Source organism: Streptococcus mitis (genome assembly GCF_023109105.1).
Taxonomy (GTDB): domain Bacteria; phylum Bacillota; class Bacilli; order Lactobacillales; family Streptococcaceae; genus Streptococcus; species Streptococcus mitis_BW.
The window spans coordinates 27,176-45,585 of sequence record NZ_JALDTZ010000014.1 but is presented as its reverse complement, the minus strand read 5'-3'; the positions used below and the strand labels follow the sequence as shown (position 1 = coordinate 45,585).

Annotated in this window: 17 protein-coding genes, 1 pseudogene and 1 other annotated feature (1 of these 19 cut by a window edge); of the genes and pseudogenes, 7 read left to right on the top strand and 11 right to left on the bottom strand. The window is 40.1% G+C overall.

All coding sequences use genetic code 11. From position 1 onward, the window contains the following. Positions 1-159 precede the first annotated feature (159 nt). The 4 genes from M1F37_RS08300 to M1F37_RS08285 all read left to right on the top strand — a co-directional run bounded on the left by M1F37_RS08300 (position 160) and on the right by M1F37_RS08285 (position 2,996). Positions 160-960 (top strand): glycoside hydrolase family 25 protein, encoded by an 801-nt coding sequence (locus M1F37_RS08300; RefSeq protein ID WP_247935437.1) that lies wholly within the window; start codon positions 160-162, stop codon positions 958-960. Between the two features lie 94 nt (positions 961-1,054). Beyond that, a complete protein-coding gene (locus M1F37_RS08295) occupies positions 1,055-1,897 on the top strand; it encodes a DUF368 domain-containing protein (protein ID WP_247935436.1) in 843 nt (280 codons plus the stop codon). After that, positions 1,897-2,379: an aminoacyl-tRNA deacylase gene (locus tag M1F37_RS08290; RefSeq protein WP_247935435.1), complete on the top strand. Its 483-nt coding sequence runs from the start codon at positions 1,897-1,899 to the stop codon at positions 2,377-2,379. Before M1F37_RS08295 ends, M1F37_RS08290 begins: the two co-directional genes overlap by 1 nt. After that, positions 2,379-2,996 (top strand): histidine phosphatase family protein, encoded by a 618-nt coding sequence (locus tag M1F37_RS08285; RefSeq protein ID WP_247935434.1) that lies wholly within the window; start codon positions 2,379-2,381, stop codon positions 2,994-2,996. Before M1F37_RS08290 ends, M1F37_RS08285 begins: the two co-directional genes overlap by 1 nt. 33 nt (positions 2,997-3,029) lie before the next feature. Here the strand turns inward: M1F37_RS08285 and M1F37_RS10035 are convergent, their stop codons facing one another. After that, positions 3,030-3,155: a hypothetical protein gene (locus tag M1F37_RS10035; protein WP_282184502.1), complete on the bottom strand. Its 126-nt coding sequence runs from the start codon at positions 3,153-3,155 to the stop codon at positions 3,030-3,032. A 130-nt stretch (positions 3,156-3,285) separates the two neighbouring features. Here M1F37_RS10035 and lysS point away from each other — a divergent pair, with 130 nt between their 5' ends. Further along, entirely contained in the window at positions 3,286-4,776 is a 1,491-nt protein-coding gene (gene lysS / locus M1F37_RS08280; RefSeq protein ID WP_247935433.1) for a lysine--tRNA ligase, read from the top strand. A 60-nt stretch (positions 4,777-4,836) separates the two neighbouring features. On the opposite strand, the gene M1F37_RS08275 is transcribed toward lysS, so the two are convergent. The 5 genes from M1F37_RS08275 to M1F37_RS08255 all read right to left on the bottom strand — a co-directional run bounded on the left by M1F37_RS08275 (position 4,837) and on the right by M1F37_RS08255 (position 9,491). After that, positions 4,837-5,676 carry an amino acid ABC transporter substrate-binding protein gene (locus M1F37_RS08275; protein ID WP_247935432.1) on the bottom strand — a complete coding sequence of 280 codons (840 nt, stop codon included), beginning with the start codon at positions 5,674-5,676 and terminating at the stop codon, positions 4,837-4,839. Positions 5,677-5,685: 9 nt separating this feature from the next. Further along, positions 5,686-6,315, bottom strand: coding sequence for an amino acid ABC transporter ATP-binding protein (locus M1F37_RS08270; protein WP_247935431.1), 630 nt, complete (start codon positions 6,313-6,315; stop codon positions 5,686-5,688). A 9-nt stretch (positions 6,316-6,324) separates the two neighbouring features. Continuing rightward, positions 6,325-6,966, bottom strand: coding sequence for an amino acid ABC transporter permease (locus M1F37_RS08265; RefSeq protein ID WP_247935430.1), 642 nt, complete (start codon positions 6,964-6,966; stop codon positions 6,325-6,327). Between the two features lie 139 nt (positions 6,967-7,105). Further along, complete coding sequence (locus M1F37_RS08260; RefSeq protein ID WP_247935429.1) at positions 7,106-8,335, bottom strand: tetratricopeptide repeat protein; 1,230 nt, start codon at positions 8,333-8,335, stop codon at positions 7,106-7,108. Then, positions 8,325-9,491, bottom strand: coding sequence for an AI-2E family transporter (locus tag M1F37_RS08255; RefSeq protein ID WP_247935428.1), 1,167 nt, complete (start codon positions 9,489-9,491; stop codon positions 8,325-8,327). Before M1F37_RS08255 ends, M1F37_RS08260 begins: the two co-directional genes overlap by 11 nt. 316 nt (positions 9,492-9,807) lie before the next feature. On the opposite strand from M1F37_RS08255, the gene M1F37_RS08250 reads away from it, so the two are divergent. Further along, a complete protein-coding gene (locus M1F37_RS08250; protein ID WP_247935427.1) occupies positions 9,808-9,975 on the top strand; it encodes a hypothetical protein in 168 nt (55 codons plus the stop codon). Between the two features lie 98 nt (positions 9,976-10,073). Then, positions 10,074-11,193, top strand: a pseudogene (locus tag M1F37_RS08245) (IS30 family transposase). Between the two features lie 425 nt (positions 11,194-11,618). Here the strand turns inward: M1F37_RS08245 and M1F37_RS08240 are convergent. From M1F37_RS08240 to rplU, 5 genes are all read right to left on the bottom strand, one after another. Then, positions 11,619-14,084, bottom strand: coding sequence for an LPXTG cell wall anchor domain-containing protein (locus M1F37_RS08240; RefSeq protein WP_419991950.1), 2,466 nt, complete (start codon positions 14,082-14,084; stop codon positions 11,619-11,621). Positions 14,085-14,188: 104 nt separating this feature from the next. Further along, positions 14,189-17,107 carry an accessory Sec-dependent serine-rich glycoprotein adhesin gene (locus M1F37_RS10090; protein WP_348771863.1) on the bottom strand — a complete coding sequence of 973 codons (2,919 nt, stop codon included), beginning with the start codon at positions 17,105-17,107 and terminating at the stop codon, positions 14,189-14,191. A 250-nt stretch (positions 17,108-17,357) separates the two neighbouring features. After that, on the bottom strand, positions 17,358-17,651 hold the full coding sequence (rpmA, locus tag M1F37_RS08230) for a 50S ribosomal protein L27 (RefSeq protein WP_006154204.1): 294 nt from the start codon (positions 17,649-17,651) through the stop codon (positions 17,358-17,360). Between the two features lie 16 nt (positions 17,652-17,667). Next, positions 17,668-18,012, bottom strand: coding sequence for a ribosomal-processing cysteine protease Prp (locus tag M1F37_RS08225; RefSeq protein WP_000613699.1), 345 nt, complete (start codon positions 18,010-18,012; stop codon positions 17,668-17,670). A 15-nt stretch (positions 18,013-18,027) separates the two neighbouring features. Then, the gene (gene rplU / locus M1F37_RS08220) at positions 18,028-18,342 is read right to left on the bottom strand and encodes a 50S ribosomal protein L21 (protein WP_000109141.1); all 315 of its coding nucleotides are present in this window, start codon (positions 18,340-18,342) and stop codon (positions 18,028-18,030) included. Between the two features lie 35 nt (positions 18,343-18,377). Further along, positions 18,378-18,410, bottom strand: a sequence feature (ribosomal protein L21 leader region) (it continues 55 nt past the right edge of the window).

Genomic DNA, 18,410 nt, shown 5'->3' with positions numbered 1-18,410 from the left:
TAATTCCACCATAAAAATTCGTTTTAGACTAACTTCCACTTTGGTCAGACAAGTGGAAGTTACTTTGAGAAGTTACCAAATGCTCTAAAGTCCTTTCTTAACCCATTTTTTGAGTATTTTTTTTGATTTTTTTTCATTTTTAAGGTAAAATTATGAGATATGAGAAAGAAAATTAATCCGCTTATTTTGTATGGTTTTTTTGGGATTATGATTTTCATTTTAATCCTGAATCGCCCTCGTTTTGAGGACCATCCTGTAAAAACAAAGTCAAATATCGCGCAAGTAGAATCGCAAGCGCTACATAATATAGATAAACCGGTAATTGATGTTTCTGGTTGGCAACGTCCTGAGGAAATTAATTACGATACTCTGTCTCAAAATATTTCTGGAGCTATCGTTCGTGTCCATAGTGGCGCTCAGTCTTCAAAAGAAAACGATGCTTCCTTTGTTAATGGGGTAGATAAGGCCTTTAAAACCCATATTACCGAGTTTCAAAAACGAAATGTCCCAGTTGGTGTCTATGCCTATGTAGCTGGAAAAAGTGTCCAAGAAATGGAAAAGGCTGCTGAAGTATTTTATAACGCTTCATCGCCGTACAGCCCTAGCTACTATTGGCTAGATGTGGAAGACAAAACCATGTCCAATATGAACGAAGGTGTTGAAGCCTTTCGAGCAAAACTAGAATCACTAGGTGCTAAAAATATCGGAATCTACGTTGGGGTCTACTTCATGGAAGAACACAGTATTGATACAGACAAGTTTACGTCTGTTTGGATTCCTTCCTATGGTTCTGACTCAGGATTTTACGAGGCTACTCCTAAGACTGATTTAGATTACGACATTCACCAATACACATCTAAAGGAAAAATTGCTGGCTTTGACCACGATTTGGACATCAACGTCATTTCTTCCTTAAAAAACAAAGAAGAAACCTTTAGAAAACTCTTTTTAAAACCTTAAAAGCATTTGTTTATCATTTGCTTTTTCTTTTTGTGTTTGATTGTGATACAATATAATAAGGATTTTTTGAAATAGAAATAGTTGGAGGAAATATATGCTTTCATGGTTAGCACGTATTATTAAAGGGATTGTGATTGCTCTTGGATTTATCTTACCAGGGATTTCTGGAGGGGTTCTAGCAGCAATCTTAGGAATCTATGAACGGATGATTGGCTTTCTGGCCCATCCCTTTAAAGACTTTAAAGAAAATGTTTTGTACTTTATTCCAGTTGCGATCGGTATGCTTTTGGGTATCGGCTTATTTTCCTACCCGATTGAATACCTTCTTGAAAATTATCAGGTCTTTGTCTTATGGAGCTTTGCAGGTGCCATCATTGGGACAGTTCCTAGTCTCCTCAAGGAATCAACTCGAGAATCTGACCGAGACAAGATTGATTTGGCTTGGTTCTGGACAACCTTTATCATTTCTGGATTAGGACTCTATGCCTTAAATTTTGTCGTTGGAGCCTTAAGTGCTAGCTTTCTTAATTTCGTCCTAGCGGGTGCACTCCTGGCTCTTGGCGTCTTGGTTCCTGGCCTCAGCCCATCAAATCTACTTTTGATTTTGGGCCTCTATGCTCCTATGTTGACTGGTTTTAAAACCTTTGACCTCTTGGGAACCTTCTTCCCGATTGGAATTGGTGCAGGTGCAACTCTCATCATTTTTTCAAAAATGATGGATTATGCCTTAAACAACTTCCACTCACGCGTCTATCATTTCATCATCGGTATCGTTCTCTCAAGTACCCTTTTGATCTTGATTCCAAATGCAGGAAACTCTGAGAGTATCCAGTACACAGGACTTTCACTTGTTGGTTATGTCATCATCTCCTTCTTCTTTGCACTAGGAATCTGGCTTGGTATTTGGATGAGCCAATTGGAGGATAAGTATAAATAATGGCAAAAAAAGTAAAAATCAAAAAAACATTAGTGGAACAAATCCTGTCTAAAGCAGATATACCACATCAGGGAATTCAAATCAATGCCCTGGAAGGAGAGCTTCCTCAAGGTTATGAACGAGATCAGATTTTCAAAACCTTGGCACTTTTGGGAGATAAAACAGGACCGATTATCGGTATCGTCCCTATCACTCAACACTTGTCTGAAAAGAAACTAGCCAAAATTTCTGGCAATAAAAAAGTGAGCATGATTCCACAAAAGGACTTGGAAAAAACAACTGGCTACATTCATGGAGCTAACAATCCTGTCGGGATTCGTCAGAAACACAATTATCCTATTTTTATCGATAAAATTGCTCTTGACTTGGATCAAATGATTGTCTCTGCAGGGGAAGTCGGACACAGCATTATCGTCGCGCCACAAGACTTGGCTAGCTTTGTAAAAGCTGACTTTGCAGATATCTTGGAGGACAGCAAGTAATGAAACTCTACATTGTCCGCCACGGTCGTACAGTATGGAACCAAGAAGGCCGTTTTCAAGGTGCTAGTGGAGATTCTCCCCTTCTTCCTGAATCCATTGACACCCTAAAACAACTAGGCCAATATCTTAAGGATATTCCTTTTGATCAGATTTATTCAAGTGATTTACCTCGAGCGGTCAAATCTGCTGAGATTATCCAAAGTCAACTTCAGACGCCCTGTCCTTTAGAAAGTGTTCCAAATCTCCGGGAATGGCAGCTGGGGAAGTTGGAAGGTTTAAAAATTGCAACCTTGGAAGCTATTTACCCGCAACAAATCAAAGCTTTCCGATCTAATCTTGCCAAGTTTGACACTCAAATGTTTGGAGCCGAATCCCTCTATAGCACCACACAGCGGACCATCCAATTTATCAAATCACTCAAAGATAGTCCGGCTGAGCGTATTCTAATTGTCGGTCATGGTGCCAATCTTACTGCCAGTCTTCGTACTCTCCTAGGCTATAAAGAACCACTTCTTCGTAAAGATGGCGGTCTAGCAAATGCCAGCCTGACCATTCTAGAAACCCATGATTTTGAAACATTCACTCTCTATACTTGGAATGATACTTCCTATCAATAAAAGAACTTAATTTTATACTCTTCGAAAATCTCTTCAAACCACGTCAACGTCGCCTTGCCGTAGGTATGGGTCACTGACTTCGTCAGTTCTATCTGCCACCTCAAAGCTATGCTTTGAGCAGCCTGCAGCTAGCTTCCTAGTTTGCTCTTTGATTTTCATTGAGTATTAGCGTCAAGTTCTTTTAGTTTTTAAAGATTATCCGTGAATTTCTTACTTATTTATGATAAAATGGGAGTATCGCAAAAAATGACTCATCGTATTCAATTTTGAGTAAAATTAGGAGGATCCCATGTCAACAGAACATATGGAAGAATTGAATGACCAGCAGATCGTTCGCCGTGAAAAAATGGCTGCGCTCCGTGAACAAGGAATCGATCCCTTCGGAAAACGTTTTGAACGCACTGCAAATTCACAAGAATTAAAAGATAAATATGCCGACCTCGATAAAGAACAATTACACGATAAAAACGAAACAGCTACTATCGCAGGACGCTTGGTAACCAAACGTGGTAAAGGTAAAGTTGGATTTGCCCACCTTCAAGACCGCGAAGGCCAGATTCAAATCTACGTTCGTAAGGATGCTGTCGGTGAAGAAAACTACGAAATCTTCAAAAAAGCAGATCTTGGTGACTTTCTTGGTGTCGAAGGTGAAGTGATGCGTACAGATATGGGAGAACTCTCTATCAAAGCTACTCACATCACTCACTTGTCTAAGGCTCTTCGTCCACTTCCAGAGAAATTCCACGGTTTGACAGACGTTGAAACCATTTACCGTAAACGTTACCTTGACTTGATTTCGAACCGTGAAAGCTTTGAGCGCTTTGTCACTCGTTCAAAAATCATCTCTGAAATCCGTCGTTACCTTGACCAAAAAGGTTTCCTTGAAGTGGAAACACCTGTTCTTCACAACGAAGCTGGTGGTGCTGCTGCCCGTCCATTTATCACCCACCACAATGCCCAAAACATTGACATGGTTCTTCGTATCGCAACTGAGCTTCACTTGAAACGCCTTATCGTGGGTGGTATGGAACGTGTCTATGAAATCGGCCGTATCTTCCGTAACGAGGGAATGGACGCTACTCATAACCCTGAATTTACTTCTATCGAAGTCTACCAAGCTTATGCAGACTTCCAAGACATCATGGACTTGACTGAAGGTATTATCCAACACGCTGCTAAATCAGTTAAAGGCGATGGCCCAGTTAACTATCAAGGTACTGAAATCAAAATCAATGAACCATTTAAACGAGTTCACATGGTGGATGCTATCAAGGACATTACTGGTGTAGATTTCTGGCAAGATATGACTTTGGAAGAAGCCAAAGCTATCGCTGCTGAAAAGAAAGTTCCAGTTGAGAAACACTACACCGAAGTTGGTCACATCATCAATGCTTTCTTTGAAGAGTTTGTTGAAGAAACCTTGATTCAACCAACCTTTGTCTATGGACATCCAGTAGCTGTATCTCCACTTGCTAAGAAAAATCCTGAAGACCAACGCTTTACTGACCGTTTCGAACTCTTTATCATGACTAAGGAGTACGGTAATGCCTTTACTGAGCTGAATGATCCAATCGACCAGCTTAGCCGTTTTGAAGCCCAAGCTAAAGCTAAAGAACTTGGTGACGACGAAGCAACAGGCATCGACTATGACTATATTGAAGCCCTTGAATACGGTATGCCTCCAACAGGTGGTTTGGGAATCGGTATCGACCGTCTCTGCATGCTCCTCACCGATACAACTACTATCCGTGACGTATTGCTCTTCCCAACAATGAAATAATCACTTATCCTCTGGTACTTTCCAGAGGTTTTTTGATTCAAAAAGAGACTGAGGAAAAACTCAATCTCTACTTTTCACTTCTTTGGTTGCTACATCTTCTCCAAACCATTTTTGGCTAATTTCCTGGAACTTTCCTTTTTGATATAGTTCAACAAAGGCTTGGTTTAAAGCTTGTAGTAATCTTTTGTCAGCTGGTCTGACTCCGACCGCAAAGGATTCACTTTCAAATCCAGCTGAAAATATATTATAGTCATTTAATATACCTTCAGACTGGAGATAATAATTGGCATATACTCGGTCAATCAACAAGGCATCAATCCGATCATTCTTCAAATCAATTAAAGCTTCATTGAAACTCTGATATTGATTGGCCTTCTGGTCTTTGACACGATTTTTCAGTAAATCTGGCTGAGCTTCAAAGTCTAAATAACCAGAGGAACCAGCTTGGGCTCCCAAGGTCTTATCCTTCATATCCTCTACTGAACGAATTTGCTGGCTTTTCTTAGCAACCAGAACTTGCTGGTTTTCCATATATGGAATGCTAAAGGCAACCTTTTCTCGGCGTTCATCAGTGGCAGAATAGCCATTCCAGATGGCATCTATTGTTCCATTTTGCAGTTCCGTCTCCTTCATATCCCAATCGATTGGCTGAAATTGAACTTTAAAGCCTAATTTTTCAGAGACAGCTTGCGCTAAATCAATATCAAAGCCTGTATATTGGCCGTTTTTTTCTTCAAATCCCATGGGTACAAAAGTATTGTCAAAACCAATAGTAATGGTCCCCTGCTCTTGATACTTATCCCAGTTATCCTGCTGTGGATCACTAGCCTTCTGAGTACAAGCCGTTAAAAAGAGAGTCAGGAGCGAAACCAATACCAAAGCAATTTTCTTAGTAGTCATCGGCACCTCCTACTTGGGCTCAATCTTGAGAATCTGATCTGCGATATTTTCAGCGAATTGTAAATCGTGGGTAACGACAATCTGCGTCATCCCAAGTTCCCTATTTTGCAAGATCAGTTTTTCCACTTCCAAGCGTAATTCCGGATCCAGGGCAGAAGTCGGCTCATCATAGCCAATGATTTCTGGGTCAATCATCATAGCACGCGCTAAGGCCACCCGCTGTTTTTGCCCACCTGATAGTGAGAATGGATAAGCATCTGCATGTCCCGCCAATCCTAACTGTTCCAAAAGCCCTCGTGCCTTCTTCTCAGCCTCTTCCTGCTTCATTCCCATTGTTTTCACAGGTGATAAGGTCAAATTATCTAGAACTGATAAATGAGGAAACAGTTGAAAATCTTGGAATACAAATCCCAGTAGATTTCGTTTCTCCAGTTCATCCAGTTCTAAAGGTTCTCCATTATAAAAGATTTGTCCTGAATCAATGGTTTCAAGACCCGCAAGCATACGTAAGAGGGTTGTCTTACCTCCACCAGAAGGTCCAACGATAGCCAGGATTTGCTTTTCAGGAATTTTTAGACTGAAATTGGATAAAATTTGCTTTTGACCAAATCCCTTATTAATATTTCGTAACTCTAACATGGCAGCCTCCTATCTATAGTAACTGTACTTCTTCTCAACTTTTTTAGAAATAATTGTCACAATACCAATCAAAATCAAGTAAATGGCTCCTGCCAAGAACATAGGGACCAAACTAGCATCACGGTTGGCAGCTGTTCGACTAGCCAAGATAAGGTCTGAAATTCCTAGAGCATAGACCAAAGAAGTATCCTTGACCAAACTCATGACCTCATTAAAGACACTAGGAAGAACAATCTTGGTCACTTGGGGCAAGATAATATAGCGAACTGTGGCAAAGGGACTGAACTTCAAGACCTTAGCAGCCTCATACTGACCTTTAGGAATGGTATCAATCCCTCCACGAAAAATTTCAGCAAAGTAAGCAGCATAATTGAGAACAAAGGCAATAATGGCAGCAGGAAGACGATCCAAGCGAATCCCAATACTTGGGAGAACATAATAGATAAAGATCAATTGCAAGAGCAAGGGTGTGCCCCGCATGATCCAGATATAAATGTTAATCAGATGATGGAGGAGCTTCCAATGGACTTGCAAGGCAAAGGCAATCAAAACGCCCAAAGGAATAGAAAAAATCAAGACCAGTGCAAAAACCTGTAAAGTCATGCTTGCACCGCTCAATAAACTCGGTAATATCTCAAACAAATAAGACATACTGCACCTCCTAAAAATAATTGTTCCTATTATAGCATAAATAAACAAAATAACCAAGGATTTTTGCAAAAAAATTCTCTTTTAAAAAGAAAAACTATATCTATCAAAAATGATAAGATACAGTTTTAAAAATATATTCTTACAATCTCTCAATCAGTTCTTGCATTTGCACATCATCTGGAACCAGTTTTAAGTAAGTTTGAGCATTGACTTTTGCTTCCTCAAAGTATCCCAATTCACGCAAGAGATAGATATAGTGTTCCAGAAACTCTGGATTGTCCTTCAAATCTCCTGCCAACTCTTGATAAAGTTCATAGGCAGTATCCAAATCGTCCATTTCTTGATAGGAACGGGCAATCATCCACTTGGTCAAAAGATTTTCTGGCTCCTCACTTTGTAAGTCTAGAATGTCTTCATAACGCTCCTGCTCTAGATAAATAGTAGCTAGACGGAGTAAGATTTCTTCCGTATCCTCAGCATCTTCTTTAGCAGTAAGGAGATAATTTTCTGCCCCACTAGCATCATGCAATTCATAAGAGAATTGTGAAGCAGCCAGCAAGAGGCGAGTTTCAAAGGGATTTTTCTCTAAGCCTTGCTTAGCGATACGCAGGGCTTCTTGAACTTGATGTTCCTTATGCAAGGCCTGACTATACCCATACTCATAGCCTTCAAAATCAGGTGAAATGGTATCGATCTGCTTAAAATATAGGACGGCTTTCTGATATTCTTCTTGATCAAAATAAAGACTGGCCAACTCAAAAGCTGTTAGATCATCGTATTCTAACTCCAGGGCTTTTTCTAAAAACTCTGTAGCCGTTTCAAATTTACCCAACTGAGCATAGGCAAAACCAATCCGTTGATAGGTGGAAATGCCCGTTTGCTCATAAATCGAGCGATTATCTAACTGAGCATAGCCTTGAATAGCCTCTTGGTAATTTTCCAACTCACTATCCAACTCTGCCAAACCCAATATCAAGAGAGGATCCTCTGAGTAAGTCAATGCTTCTAACAATTTCTCACGCGCCACATCTGTTAAACCTTCCAGCTCGTATAGATCTGCCTTCAGAGCCAAAGCCGAAACATACCAATCACTGTCAGATTGGATTTCCTCTAGATAGGCAAATGCTTCTTCTATTTGACCATCCTCACTAGCAATAGCTGCTAGATTAAGATTTACTTCTGGAAAATCTTCTACGATCTTCTGATAAATTTCCTTGGCCTGAGGATAGAAACCAATCCCTTCAAGATAAGTGGCTAACTCATAAAGCAGCTCACTTGGATCATTTTCTAAAGCTTTGAAGAAATAGTGCTCAGCCTTGGCTAAATCTTGCTCTTCCAAAGCCTGTAACATCTGTTGACTATTGTTCACTCTTGACTTCCTCTCCCTCTAGTTCATATAGGCCACTGACTACCTTATACCATTCGAAAATCGCTGAAATGACAACCTTAGCAGAGGCATAAACTGGAATACCGAGCAATACTCCCCAAATACCAAACATGGATCCTGAAGTTAACAAGACAAAGAGAACATTAATAGGATGGATGTTCAATTGACTTCCCAAAATCAATGGAGATACAAAACGGCCTTCAATAGTTTGTTCTACGATAAAGACAATCACTACTTTTAACAGCATGACTGGCCCTGCAATCAAGCCCAATACTAGGGCAGGAAGCATGGCTAGGAAACTACCAAGATAAGGAACCAGATTTAAAATACCAGCTGTTACACCCAGTGTAACCGCATAGCGTAGACCGATAATCTTGAAAAAGATGATAAACATTACTGCTACAATAATAGCCACTGTCACTTGCCCTCGAACATAGTTGGACAACTGTTGATTCACATCTGATAAAACTTGTCCAACAGGTTCCTTCAATTTCGTTGGCATGAATTGGGTCAAATAGTTACGCAAGCCTTTCCCATCACGCAAGAGATAAAAGAGCATGAAAGGAACGATAATCAAGGCAACAATCACTTGAGATGCCCCACTAATAAAGGCGCTCACCCAGTTGACTGCCTGAGAAGAAACCTTGCTCGCCCAAACTGTAGCCTGACTTGAGAAGTTTGTCAAAACTTGCTCTAATTGAGGTCTGAAATCATCTGGTAAATGCTTGGTTACCAAATCATTAATAACTCTGTCTGCATCTTCGAGATAGATTGGTACATTTCTTGCAAAGGTTAAAACTTGACGTTGCAGATTTGGAATAGCCACTGCCAATCCCCAAATGATAAAGAGGGCGATGATGACAAAGACAATACTGATAGCTATAACACGATTAACCTTATGCTTCTCCAACCAATCAACAATAGGATTTAATAAATAATATAGCAAACCAGATAAAATCACTGGCAACATCACGACAGCCAAAAAGTCTAAAACAGGTAAAAATAGAAAACTAATCTTACTTAAAATAAAAAGATTCAGTCCCAATAATAAGGTTACCAAAAATACAGTAATTGCCTTGTTATCCAAAAACCACTTGAAAAACCAAGATAGGCTAAAATGTTTCTCTTTTTGCTCCATAAATACTTCCTTTCTATTGTTCTCTCATTATACCATTTTTGAAACAAAATAACTCTTTTTAAAGTGCTTACATGGAGACAGCGACACAAAAAACTCTAAGCAGGCAGAGCCTGATAACTCATGACAGAAAACGAAGTTTATCTTATAATGAAGCTGAACAATACAAATCCGTGGTGTTTAATAGGGCTTTTCCTAGCCTGTATCAAAAACTGGATGAACAAGAGTCATGAGATAACTCGAATATGCCTTGAGCATGAAAATATCTTACTAGTAGCCTCTTGTTCAATTGTTCAATAATTAACAGGAGGTTTTTATAATGGAAGTCATGATTGAAACGTGTTGTGGTATTGATGTCCACCAAAAGTCTATCGTTTGTTGTATTCTATATGGTCCACTAGATACCAACAAGCCAAAGAAAATTCAGAAGAAATTTGACGTAACTTCTCAAAGTAACTTCCATCTCTCTCCTAAAACTGGAAGTTAGTCTCAGACGACGAATGATGCTAGAATTAAGTCTGAGACTTTTCGTGAGGAGGCGCCTCATGATAAAAAAAACAAAAATATCTCACTCTAGAAGACCGGATTGACATCCAAACTGGAATCAGCCAACAGGAAACTTTCCGTTCCATCGCTGAGAAGATAGGAAAAGACCCGTCAACGATTTCAAAGGAAATCAAGCGCAATCGCATCATGCATCCAACATCCGTCAAATCTGATTGCACGGATTGCCCACTTCTCAAAAAAGCTCCTTATGTCTGTAACAACTGTCCAAAAAAGAGGACGGATTGTGGGTTTAACCGCTATCTTTACTACGCCAAAAAGGCGCAGGAACAGTACAAGACTATGTTGAGGAAGTCCAGAGAGGGCATTCCCCTAAACAAGGAAAGTTTTTATCAGATAGACAAGATCTTAACCCAAGGCATCCAGAAGAAACAAAGCATCTACCATATCATTCAGACACATAATCTCCCTGTGTCGAAAGCTACGGTGTATCGGCATGCCAAGCTGAGCTATCTAACAGCCAAGCCCATTGATTTCCCTCGGATGGTCAAGTTCAAGGCACGTAGAAAATCCAGAAAAGTAGCTATTCCCAAAGAGATGAAAATTGGGCGGACCTATCAAGATTTCCAAGAGTTACGAGAAACAGATGATTTCTTCAAATGGTTGGAAATGGACACGGTCACCGGCAGACCTGGTGGAAAGCTACTGCTCACCTTCAATGTTTCCTTCTGCAACTTCCTCTTCGCCTTGCTTTTGGACAACAAGACCGCTCTGGAGGTCGCCACTAAATTCGCAGATTTGAAAGAAAGAGTCATGGACGGAGGGTGTGCCTTCCATCAGCTATTCCCTGTCATTCTCACGGACAACGGATCTGGGTTCTTCTATGTGGAGGAGCTTGAGCGAGACATTGATGGGAAGTCTCACCTCTACTTCTGAGACCCTAGCCGTCCTGACCAGAAGGGGCGGATTGAGAAGAACCATACGGTTTTGCGAGCCATTCTTCCCAAGGGCACTTCCTTTGACAATTTAACTCAGGAGGACATCAATCTAGTCATTTCCCATGTCAATTCCTTGAAACGAGAAGACTTTCAAGGAAAATCTGCTTACGACATCTTCACCTTCACCTTTGGCGAGGACATCACTGCTCTTCTGGGTTGCTAAACCAGAAGACACACACTTATCACCTAATCTATTGAAATAAAGGGAATTTTCCCTTCTAACTACACATCTTATCACCATCGAAAAGTCTCACACTAAACGCTAGCAACTGGAATTTACTCTAAGACGACTCTATTTTAGGGCTATTTGTCGTGCACTTTTTTCTGAGTCTTTTCGCTTTTGAACCCTTATATATCAAGAAAAAGAAAACCAGTGGAAGTTAGTCTAAGACGAATTGCCACTGATGTCACGCGTTTTTCTCCTACTAAAAGCTAGGTTGTGGGAAACTGGAACTTAGTTTTAAAAGCTACCACTTTTATTTTTTTGTCCCCTGAACTATTAAAAATTAATTTACTAATCGACAAAGTTAGGCTCTTCCCAAGTAGCTAAAAACCTCCAAGGATAATACAATCCTTGGAGGTTTTCTCATAGCTAACTTAGTCTTTTATTATCTTCATAATACAAGACTTATTCTTCATCATCACGTTTACGACGTTTAGCCACTAAACCTAATCCTGTTAGACCTGCTACAGCTCCGAGAAGAGCATTTGTAGCTGAAGCTGTTGTTCCAGTATTTGGAAGTTGCTTGCGAGTCTTAGTACTATCATCTTGAGGATCTTGACTAGTTGAAGTAGAATGAGTCGCTGATGTTGAAACACTTACACTTGTTGATGCTGACTCAGACGCACTTGTTGATGCTGATTCAGAAGCTGATGTGCTTGCTGATTCTGATGCACTTGTTGATGCTGACTCAGACGCGCTTGTTGATACAGATGTACTTGCTGACGTGCTTGCGCTAGTCATTGCACTTACCGATGCACTAGTTGACGCTGATTCTGATGCACTGGTTGAAGCTGACTCAGAGCGATATTTCTTGTCTGAAACAGTTTCATCTTGACTATAGATCGTCGGTGCATATGGTTGACTACCAGATGTTACTTTAGCATTATCTTTATAGTAGACAGTTGCAATTCCATTCTCACTTACGTCAATGCTAGAAATACGATCCCGTCCGTTTGGAGTCACTTTATCATGAGCTTTTCTGATTTCTTCGCGAACTTTTTCCTTATCAGATTCCGATAAATGATTTTTATCCTTAACTTCAGTCAAGTCAATGGCCGGCTTCTTAAACAAGTTTTGCAACTGATCTTGTTGAATACGAATTTCTCCTACGTCAACACTGTTCCCACTAGGATCTGTAGCATTGAGCCAACGTCCCCAAGTGTTTCCTGATCTCCACGCAAGATCTTTATTAGTAACCGCATTAATGGTAAATGTCGTTTGGTCATCATTGGTCAATTTATCAATATTAGTGATAGGACCAGTTCCCCACTCAGGTCTGTTTTCGAAGAAGTCCGTCAAGTTTTTTCTATTACCAGAGACCTTCAGTGTGACTAATTTACCACTATTATCTTTACCTGTATAAGTAATCTGAATATTGTCTCCAGCATAGAACAAATAGCGACCATTGCTATCTCTCTTAGGCTCTTGACCATTTACTGTAACAGTATAGGTAATTGTTGGATTTACACGTTCAGGAGTAATCGTACCAGAACCTGGCTCTGAAGCTAACACTTCAGTTGTATTTGGACCTGCTGGTACACTTTGAGTCGCAGTTACATTAGGTGTAGTACTTGAAGGAAGAAGGCCATTATTTGCATCATAAACCTTTTTCAACTCATCCGCAGTAAAAGTTACGCTGTTAGCGTTATCTTCTGCTTTTTTCTTAACTGTTTGACCTGCAACTGTCAAGGTTACGGTTGCTCCTGGAAGAACATTGGTTACCGTGATGCTTTGATCTGGTAAACCTCCACGTCCACTTAAGTTTTCAATAACTGGTGGGTTAACTTCCATTGCCAAATCTGAGATTGGTTTAGTACGAGATTGACCATCTTTATAGGTAATCTTGACATTATCCCCTTCGATGGTAACGTCCTGGATACGTTCTTTTTCTTTTTCTGTAGATGTATCATGGGCATTCTTAACAGCTTCTATAATGCTTGTTTTTTCAGTTTCTGTCAATCTAGCTAGGCTTGTGACCTTAATCTTCTTATCAGGATTCAAGTCAGCATTTCTTACTGCTAGACTACCTTGTTTTATTCTGAAAGTAGAACCATCTGAACGATTATCTGACGCATCTTCTGCTGAAATAGAACGAGTTGCAGCATTACTATTACTATATTGTAGACCGTCTTTAACTTTTCCTGTAACTACCAATTTAGCTGGATTAGTTGAAGTAGCTTCCGTCAAAGTAGAAATGTTTGTCGCATTTGCCTCTCCAAATGAATTATCCAAAACATTTGTCACAATTGTTGCACTTGTTGTACCTGAATGGACGTTTGTTTTCTTGATATAGTTACTATTATCTGTGAAGGTTGTGGTGAAGCGAAGCTCATCACCTGCATAGAAGGTATGTTCTGGTAGATTTTGTGCCGTTGTTTGCGGAACTACCTTCCACTGTTTAGTAACACGATCCTTCACTTCTACAACAGTTTTTGTCGCCTCAGGTTTAATCAGTTCCTTAGTAATGCTCTTAGTCACTATTCCTGATTCCAACGATTCATTGCGATTCGTTACAGGGTTAAGGAATTCCTTACTTTGTTTAACTGTTACATTTCCTGTCGGAAGAAGACCATTGCTATCTGCAACATCAGTAGATGAGAAGGTTACATTTCCTGCATTATCAGCCTGTTTAGTAACAGTTTTACCACCAATTGTCAAGGTAACCTGCGCATTTGGTAGAGCATTCGTTACAGTAATTCCTTTATTTGGAAGACCACCTGTATTTGTCACCTGATCATCAGCGATTTGTGGTGCTTGAGGATTAACCTTAAAGATTACTGGAACCAGCGTGCTATTTCTTGAAGCATCTGTTGATCCTTGTGGTAAAGTGACATTTACTTTTCTAGTATAGAATCCTGGATTTGCGACCATGGCATCATCTGGAGCTTGTTGCCAGCTATAGCTTGTTCCTGCTGGTACCGCAACTCCAGTATCAGAATTCTTAATAGCATTCTCTGGATTGGCAATGATGTCAGCTAATGAAGCCTTATCACCAACTGTTGTAACATACTCTTGTTTACAACTGGGTCCACTACTGTGTAAGTAAAGCTTGTCTCACTTGTCAAAGCAGGATTACTTGTTGTTGCCGTACCATAACGTCCATTTGGATAGGTAGCTCTTACTGTGTAAGTTGTACGGTGTGACACAGGATTAGCACCTGTTGTATGCCATACGGTACTGAAGTCAGGTGAGCCATCTTGTTTACTCAATGTGGCACTTGGATTGTTATTAAGGCGATATTCATAAGAGAATGTAGTGCCTGATGGAAGGTTGAGATAGAGGTTTGAATAACCACCAATATTATTGGCATAGCTTCCTCCAACAGTTCTGTCACTACCTGGAACTGCTTTAAAGGCGTAGAACTGACCTGTCACACCATCTTTTGTCTTCGTTTCAACTTTTGGATATACAGTGTAAGGAATGTTCACATCATCATGAGAACCATCCGAATACGTCACGCGCGCCAAAGCTATCTGACTTCCAATTGTAGTTGTAGAGATTGGAGTTACCCAAGCAATACTTTGCCCAGACACTGCAGGTGTTGAGCTATCAACTGGATTGATAGTCAGAAAGTTATTGACATTAGCAAGATCTGATGTAGCCTCACCTTGAACAGCGTAGACAGTTGGAACTTTTGCAACTGCATCATATTTTTCATTTTGTCTAATCTTATGGAAGGAATAAGTGATTGTTTGTTTACCTTCAATAACCCTAACCGTATTGCCCGATACATATCCTCGAGCAGTGGAAACGTTGCTAGCTCTCAGTTGATAACCGTCAATGTTCAAAAGCTGTGAAAAATCAACAGTTCTACCTTCAGGAAGCTGTACAAATTTCTCCGGCCTACCAGGGATTTGTTCACCAGTATCCGCATCGATAAATTTAACGACAACGTAGGCACCCTTAGCAGAATACTGGAATTTTTCTAGTCTGAATTGTTGTAGGTTGGTTCCAGAACCAGTCGAAGCAAAGATTGCTAAGGCTAACTCTTCAGGATTTCCAGCGTTTGAAAGTAATGTATTTTTCTTATTTTGGTACTCAAGCGCTTTAGAAGGTGGGAATCCATCTACTTGTATATCGCTCGAAATTGCTAATGGATCTCGATTCAAATCGAGAGACCAAGTTTGACCATTATAGGTTACCGTCATCTCTTTTGTTCTACCATCATAGGATAGTGTGTAGTCCTTTAGAGAATTATCATATGGACTATCCCATAGTTTTTCAACCGTACGGATTACTGGGTAGACACTTCCTTGAGCTTGTGCATTATTTCCATTGTAGTTATAAACAAAAGCACCAAAGGCACCTCTTTGATAGCTAGTACCACCATATTTAGGGTCAGCTGATACTTTATTATTAGCAGTAGGTCTACCAGTATTATGCCATGTATCGAGTTTAAATCCAAAGGAACCTCTTAGATTACTTCCTCCCATACCGAGAGATCCACCCGAACCATTCCCATTAGCATTACCGATGACCCCAGGATCAGCAGTTGAAAATACTGCTGCAATACCGTCACCGCCTTCGTGCCCATTTTTAAATCCTTCGTAAGCATCTCCAAGATTGAGCTTTCCTTTCAATGTAAAGCTTTCAGTCAAATCAATCTTGTTTTTAAGGGTATAGGCACCAGCTTGACCACCAGTATTTTCCGTCAGGGTTACGGTACCATTATCAAGATAAGCTGTACCAGTTGTTTCAAAGTAATCTGCCTGGTTCTCATTTGTAACGATTAGGTTAGCTCTTGATTGATATTCTGCTCTTCCCAAAGAAGCATTTGTATCAAAGGCACGTAAGTCATTTGATTTTGTCAGTGGTTGGCCTGTACGATAGTCACGTGCCCCTGTACTAGCACGAAGGACAGTGTTCACCACGCTATTACGTGTTCTAGTAGCTTCAGTGATAAGAGCATTAAGGTCAGCATTGGGATCTACTAAAGCGTTTTTGATAGCATAAATTGTAGACTTCCCTTTTAGAAGGGTAGACTCTGCTCCTTCACGATGACCTAATCGAGCAAGATAAGTTCCGATTTCATCAGAAAGTCCTTTGAGTTTTTTCTCTTGCTCTGCACGTTTTTTGTCAGTTTCAGTTGCTGTTACTACCCCTGTTGCAGTAGTTGCTAAGGCAGTTGCTTCACTAGCAATAACTTTGTCAGATACTACCGCATTTGCTGAAGCAATATTCAAGTTTGCTGGAGTTGATTTATAGGTAATTGTAGCACTATCTTTATTCGCTACTACTTCCTCTACCTTAGAAGTTTCACCAGTAACACTCTGACTTGTTGAATTTGTAACTGCAGAACTTGTAGAGACAGTCCCAGAAAGACTTTCTGATTTAGCTACTGATTCAGATGTACTAATTGAAGTTGAAATTGATGTTGAAGTAGATGCTGAAGTAGAAGTAGAAGTTGAGGCAGATACTGATGCAGAAGTACTTGTAGACAAAGACTCTGATAATGAATGACTTTCAGATACTGAGACACTCTCACTGATAGAATGAGAAGTGACCTCTGAGGATGGCAAATCTTGATTCTCTTGACCAACTGTCCCAAGAACAACTTTGTCCGAATTGACGAGCGTGCTATCTGTATCAATTACTTTTTCTACTGCTGTTTGTTCATTAGCATAAACCTGCGTCTGAACGATAGCTCCTCCCCCGATAACCGAACCAGCCGCTACTATCCCCTTAAGGACATCGATTCCTGTCAATGGTGTAGAAGAACGCTCCTCAACAACCTCTGTTGATACTTGAGCTGTATCCACTCCGCCACGAATGACTTTAAATAAACCAAAAAGAGAAGTAGAGGCACGTAACCAGTGTTTACCAGACTTGATTAACTTAAATCTTGTAACACGGTCTGTTTCTCTAAATTGACCTTCATTTCTTTTAAAAAATATGTAAATACCTTCCGTTTTTCTATCAATTTTAAAAATTGATGTTACTTTTTATTATAGCACATTTTAACTATTTTGTTCTAATCATCTAATAAAAAAATGGAAATCCAACTGCACTAGGATCAAATTAATGATGGATACCAAAACAAAAAAATAGGCTTCCCGAAAAACTCGGAAAGCCTTATTCATGCTACTTCTAGCTTCCTCACCTTTACATTTCAAGGCTCGGGATAAAAAGGTTCACTGGACCTTTTTATTTAGCGATTGGGTAAACAGAAACTTGTTTTTTATCGCGTCCTTTACGTTCAAAGCGTACTACGCCTTCAACTTTAGCGAACAAAGTATCGTCTCCACCACGTCCAACGTTTACACCTGGATAGATGTGTGTACCACGTTGACGGTAAAGGATTGATCCACCTGAAACTGTTTGTCCGTCAGCTGCTTTAGCTCCAAGACGTTTAGCTTGTGAATCACGTCCGTTTGATGTAGAACCTCCACCTTTTTTGTGGGCGAAGAGTTGCAAGTTGTTAAGAGTCATTTTTAACATAATGTTTTCCTCCGTGTTAGTTTTCTGTGATAACTCTGGTTTGGACGAACTCTGAGGAGTTCTCCGATAAGTTTGCCATACCTAAGAAAAATGATTCAAAGAACAACTGGGTCATTTCTCTTTGGTGTGAAGGAAGATCTTTTGGAATTTCCACCATCAGATAGCCACCTTCATCTTCGTTTAATTCTAGGATTGGTTCATAGCCTGCAAATTTTTCAATGGAATTGATAAAGTTAATGGCAAGCGTAGAAACCGATGCACACACGACATCTAAGCCGTATTCGCCACTCTCGGCGTGTCCAGTAATTTCCGCACTCCTCAGCTCGCCATCTTCGGCTCTCTCAAAGACTGCTTGTATCATGTGTTCTCCTTAAAATTAAGCGTTGATTGCGTTGATGACAACTTTAGTATATGGTTGACGGTGACCTTGTTTACGGTGGCTACCTTTTTTAGGTTTGTACTTGTAAGTAACAACTTTCTTTTGTTTTCCTTGTTTTTCAACAGTTCCAACTACAGTAGCTCCAGCAACAAGTGGAGTTCCGACAACAGTGTTTTCACCACCAACAAGAACAACTTCGTTAAAAGTAACTTCTTGACCAGCTTCAACGTTCAATTTTTCAACGTAAACTGCTTGACCAACTTCAACTTTAACTTGTTTTCCGCCAGTTTTGATAATTGCGTATGTGCTCATTATGCACCTCCTATGATTTTTATGGGTTTCCCCGAATTTTTGTGAAGACTCGCCTAGCATCGTGGGAC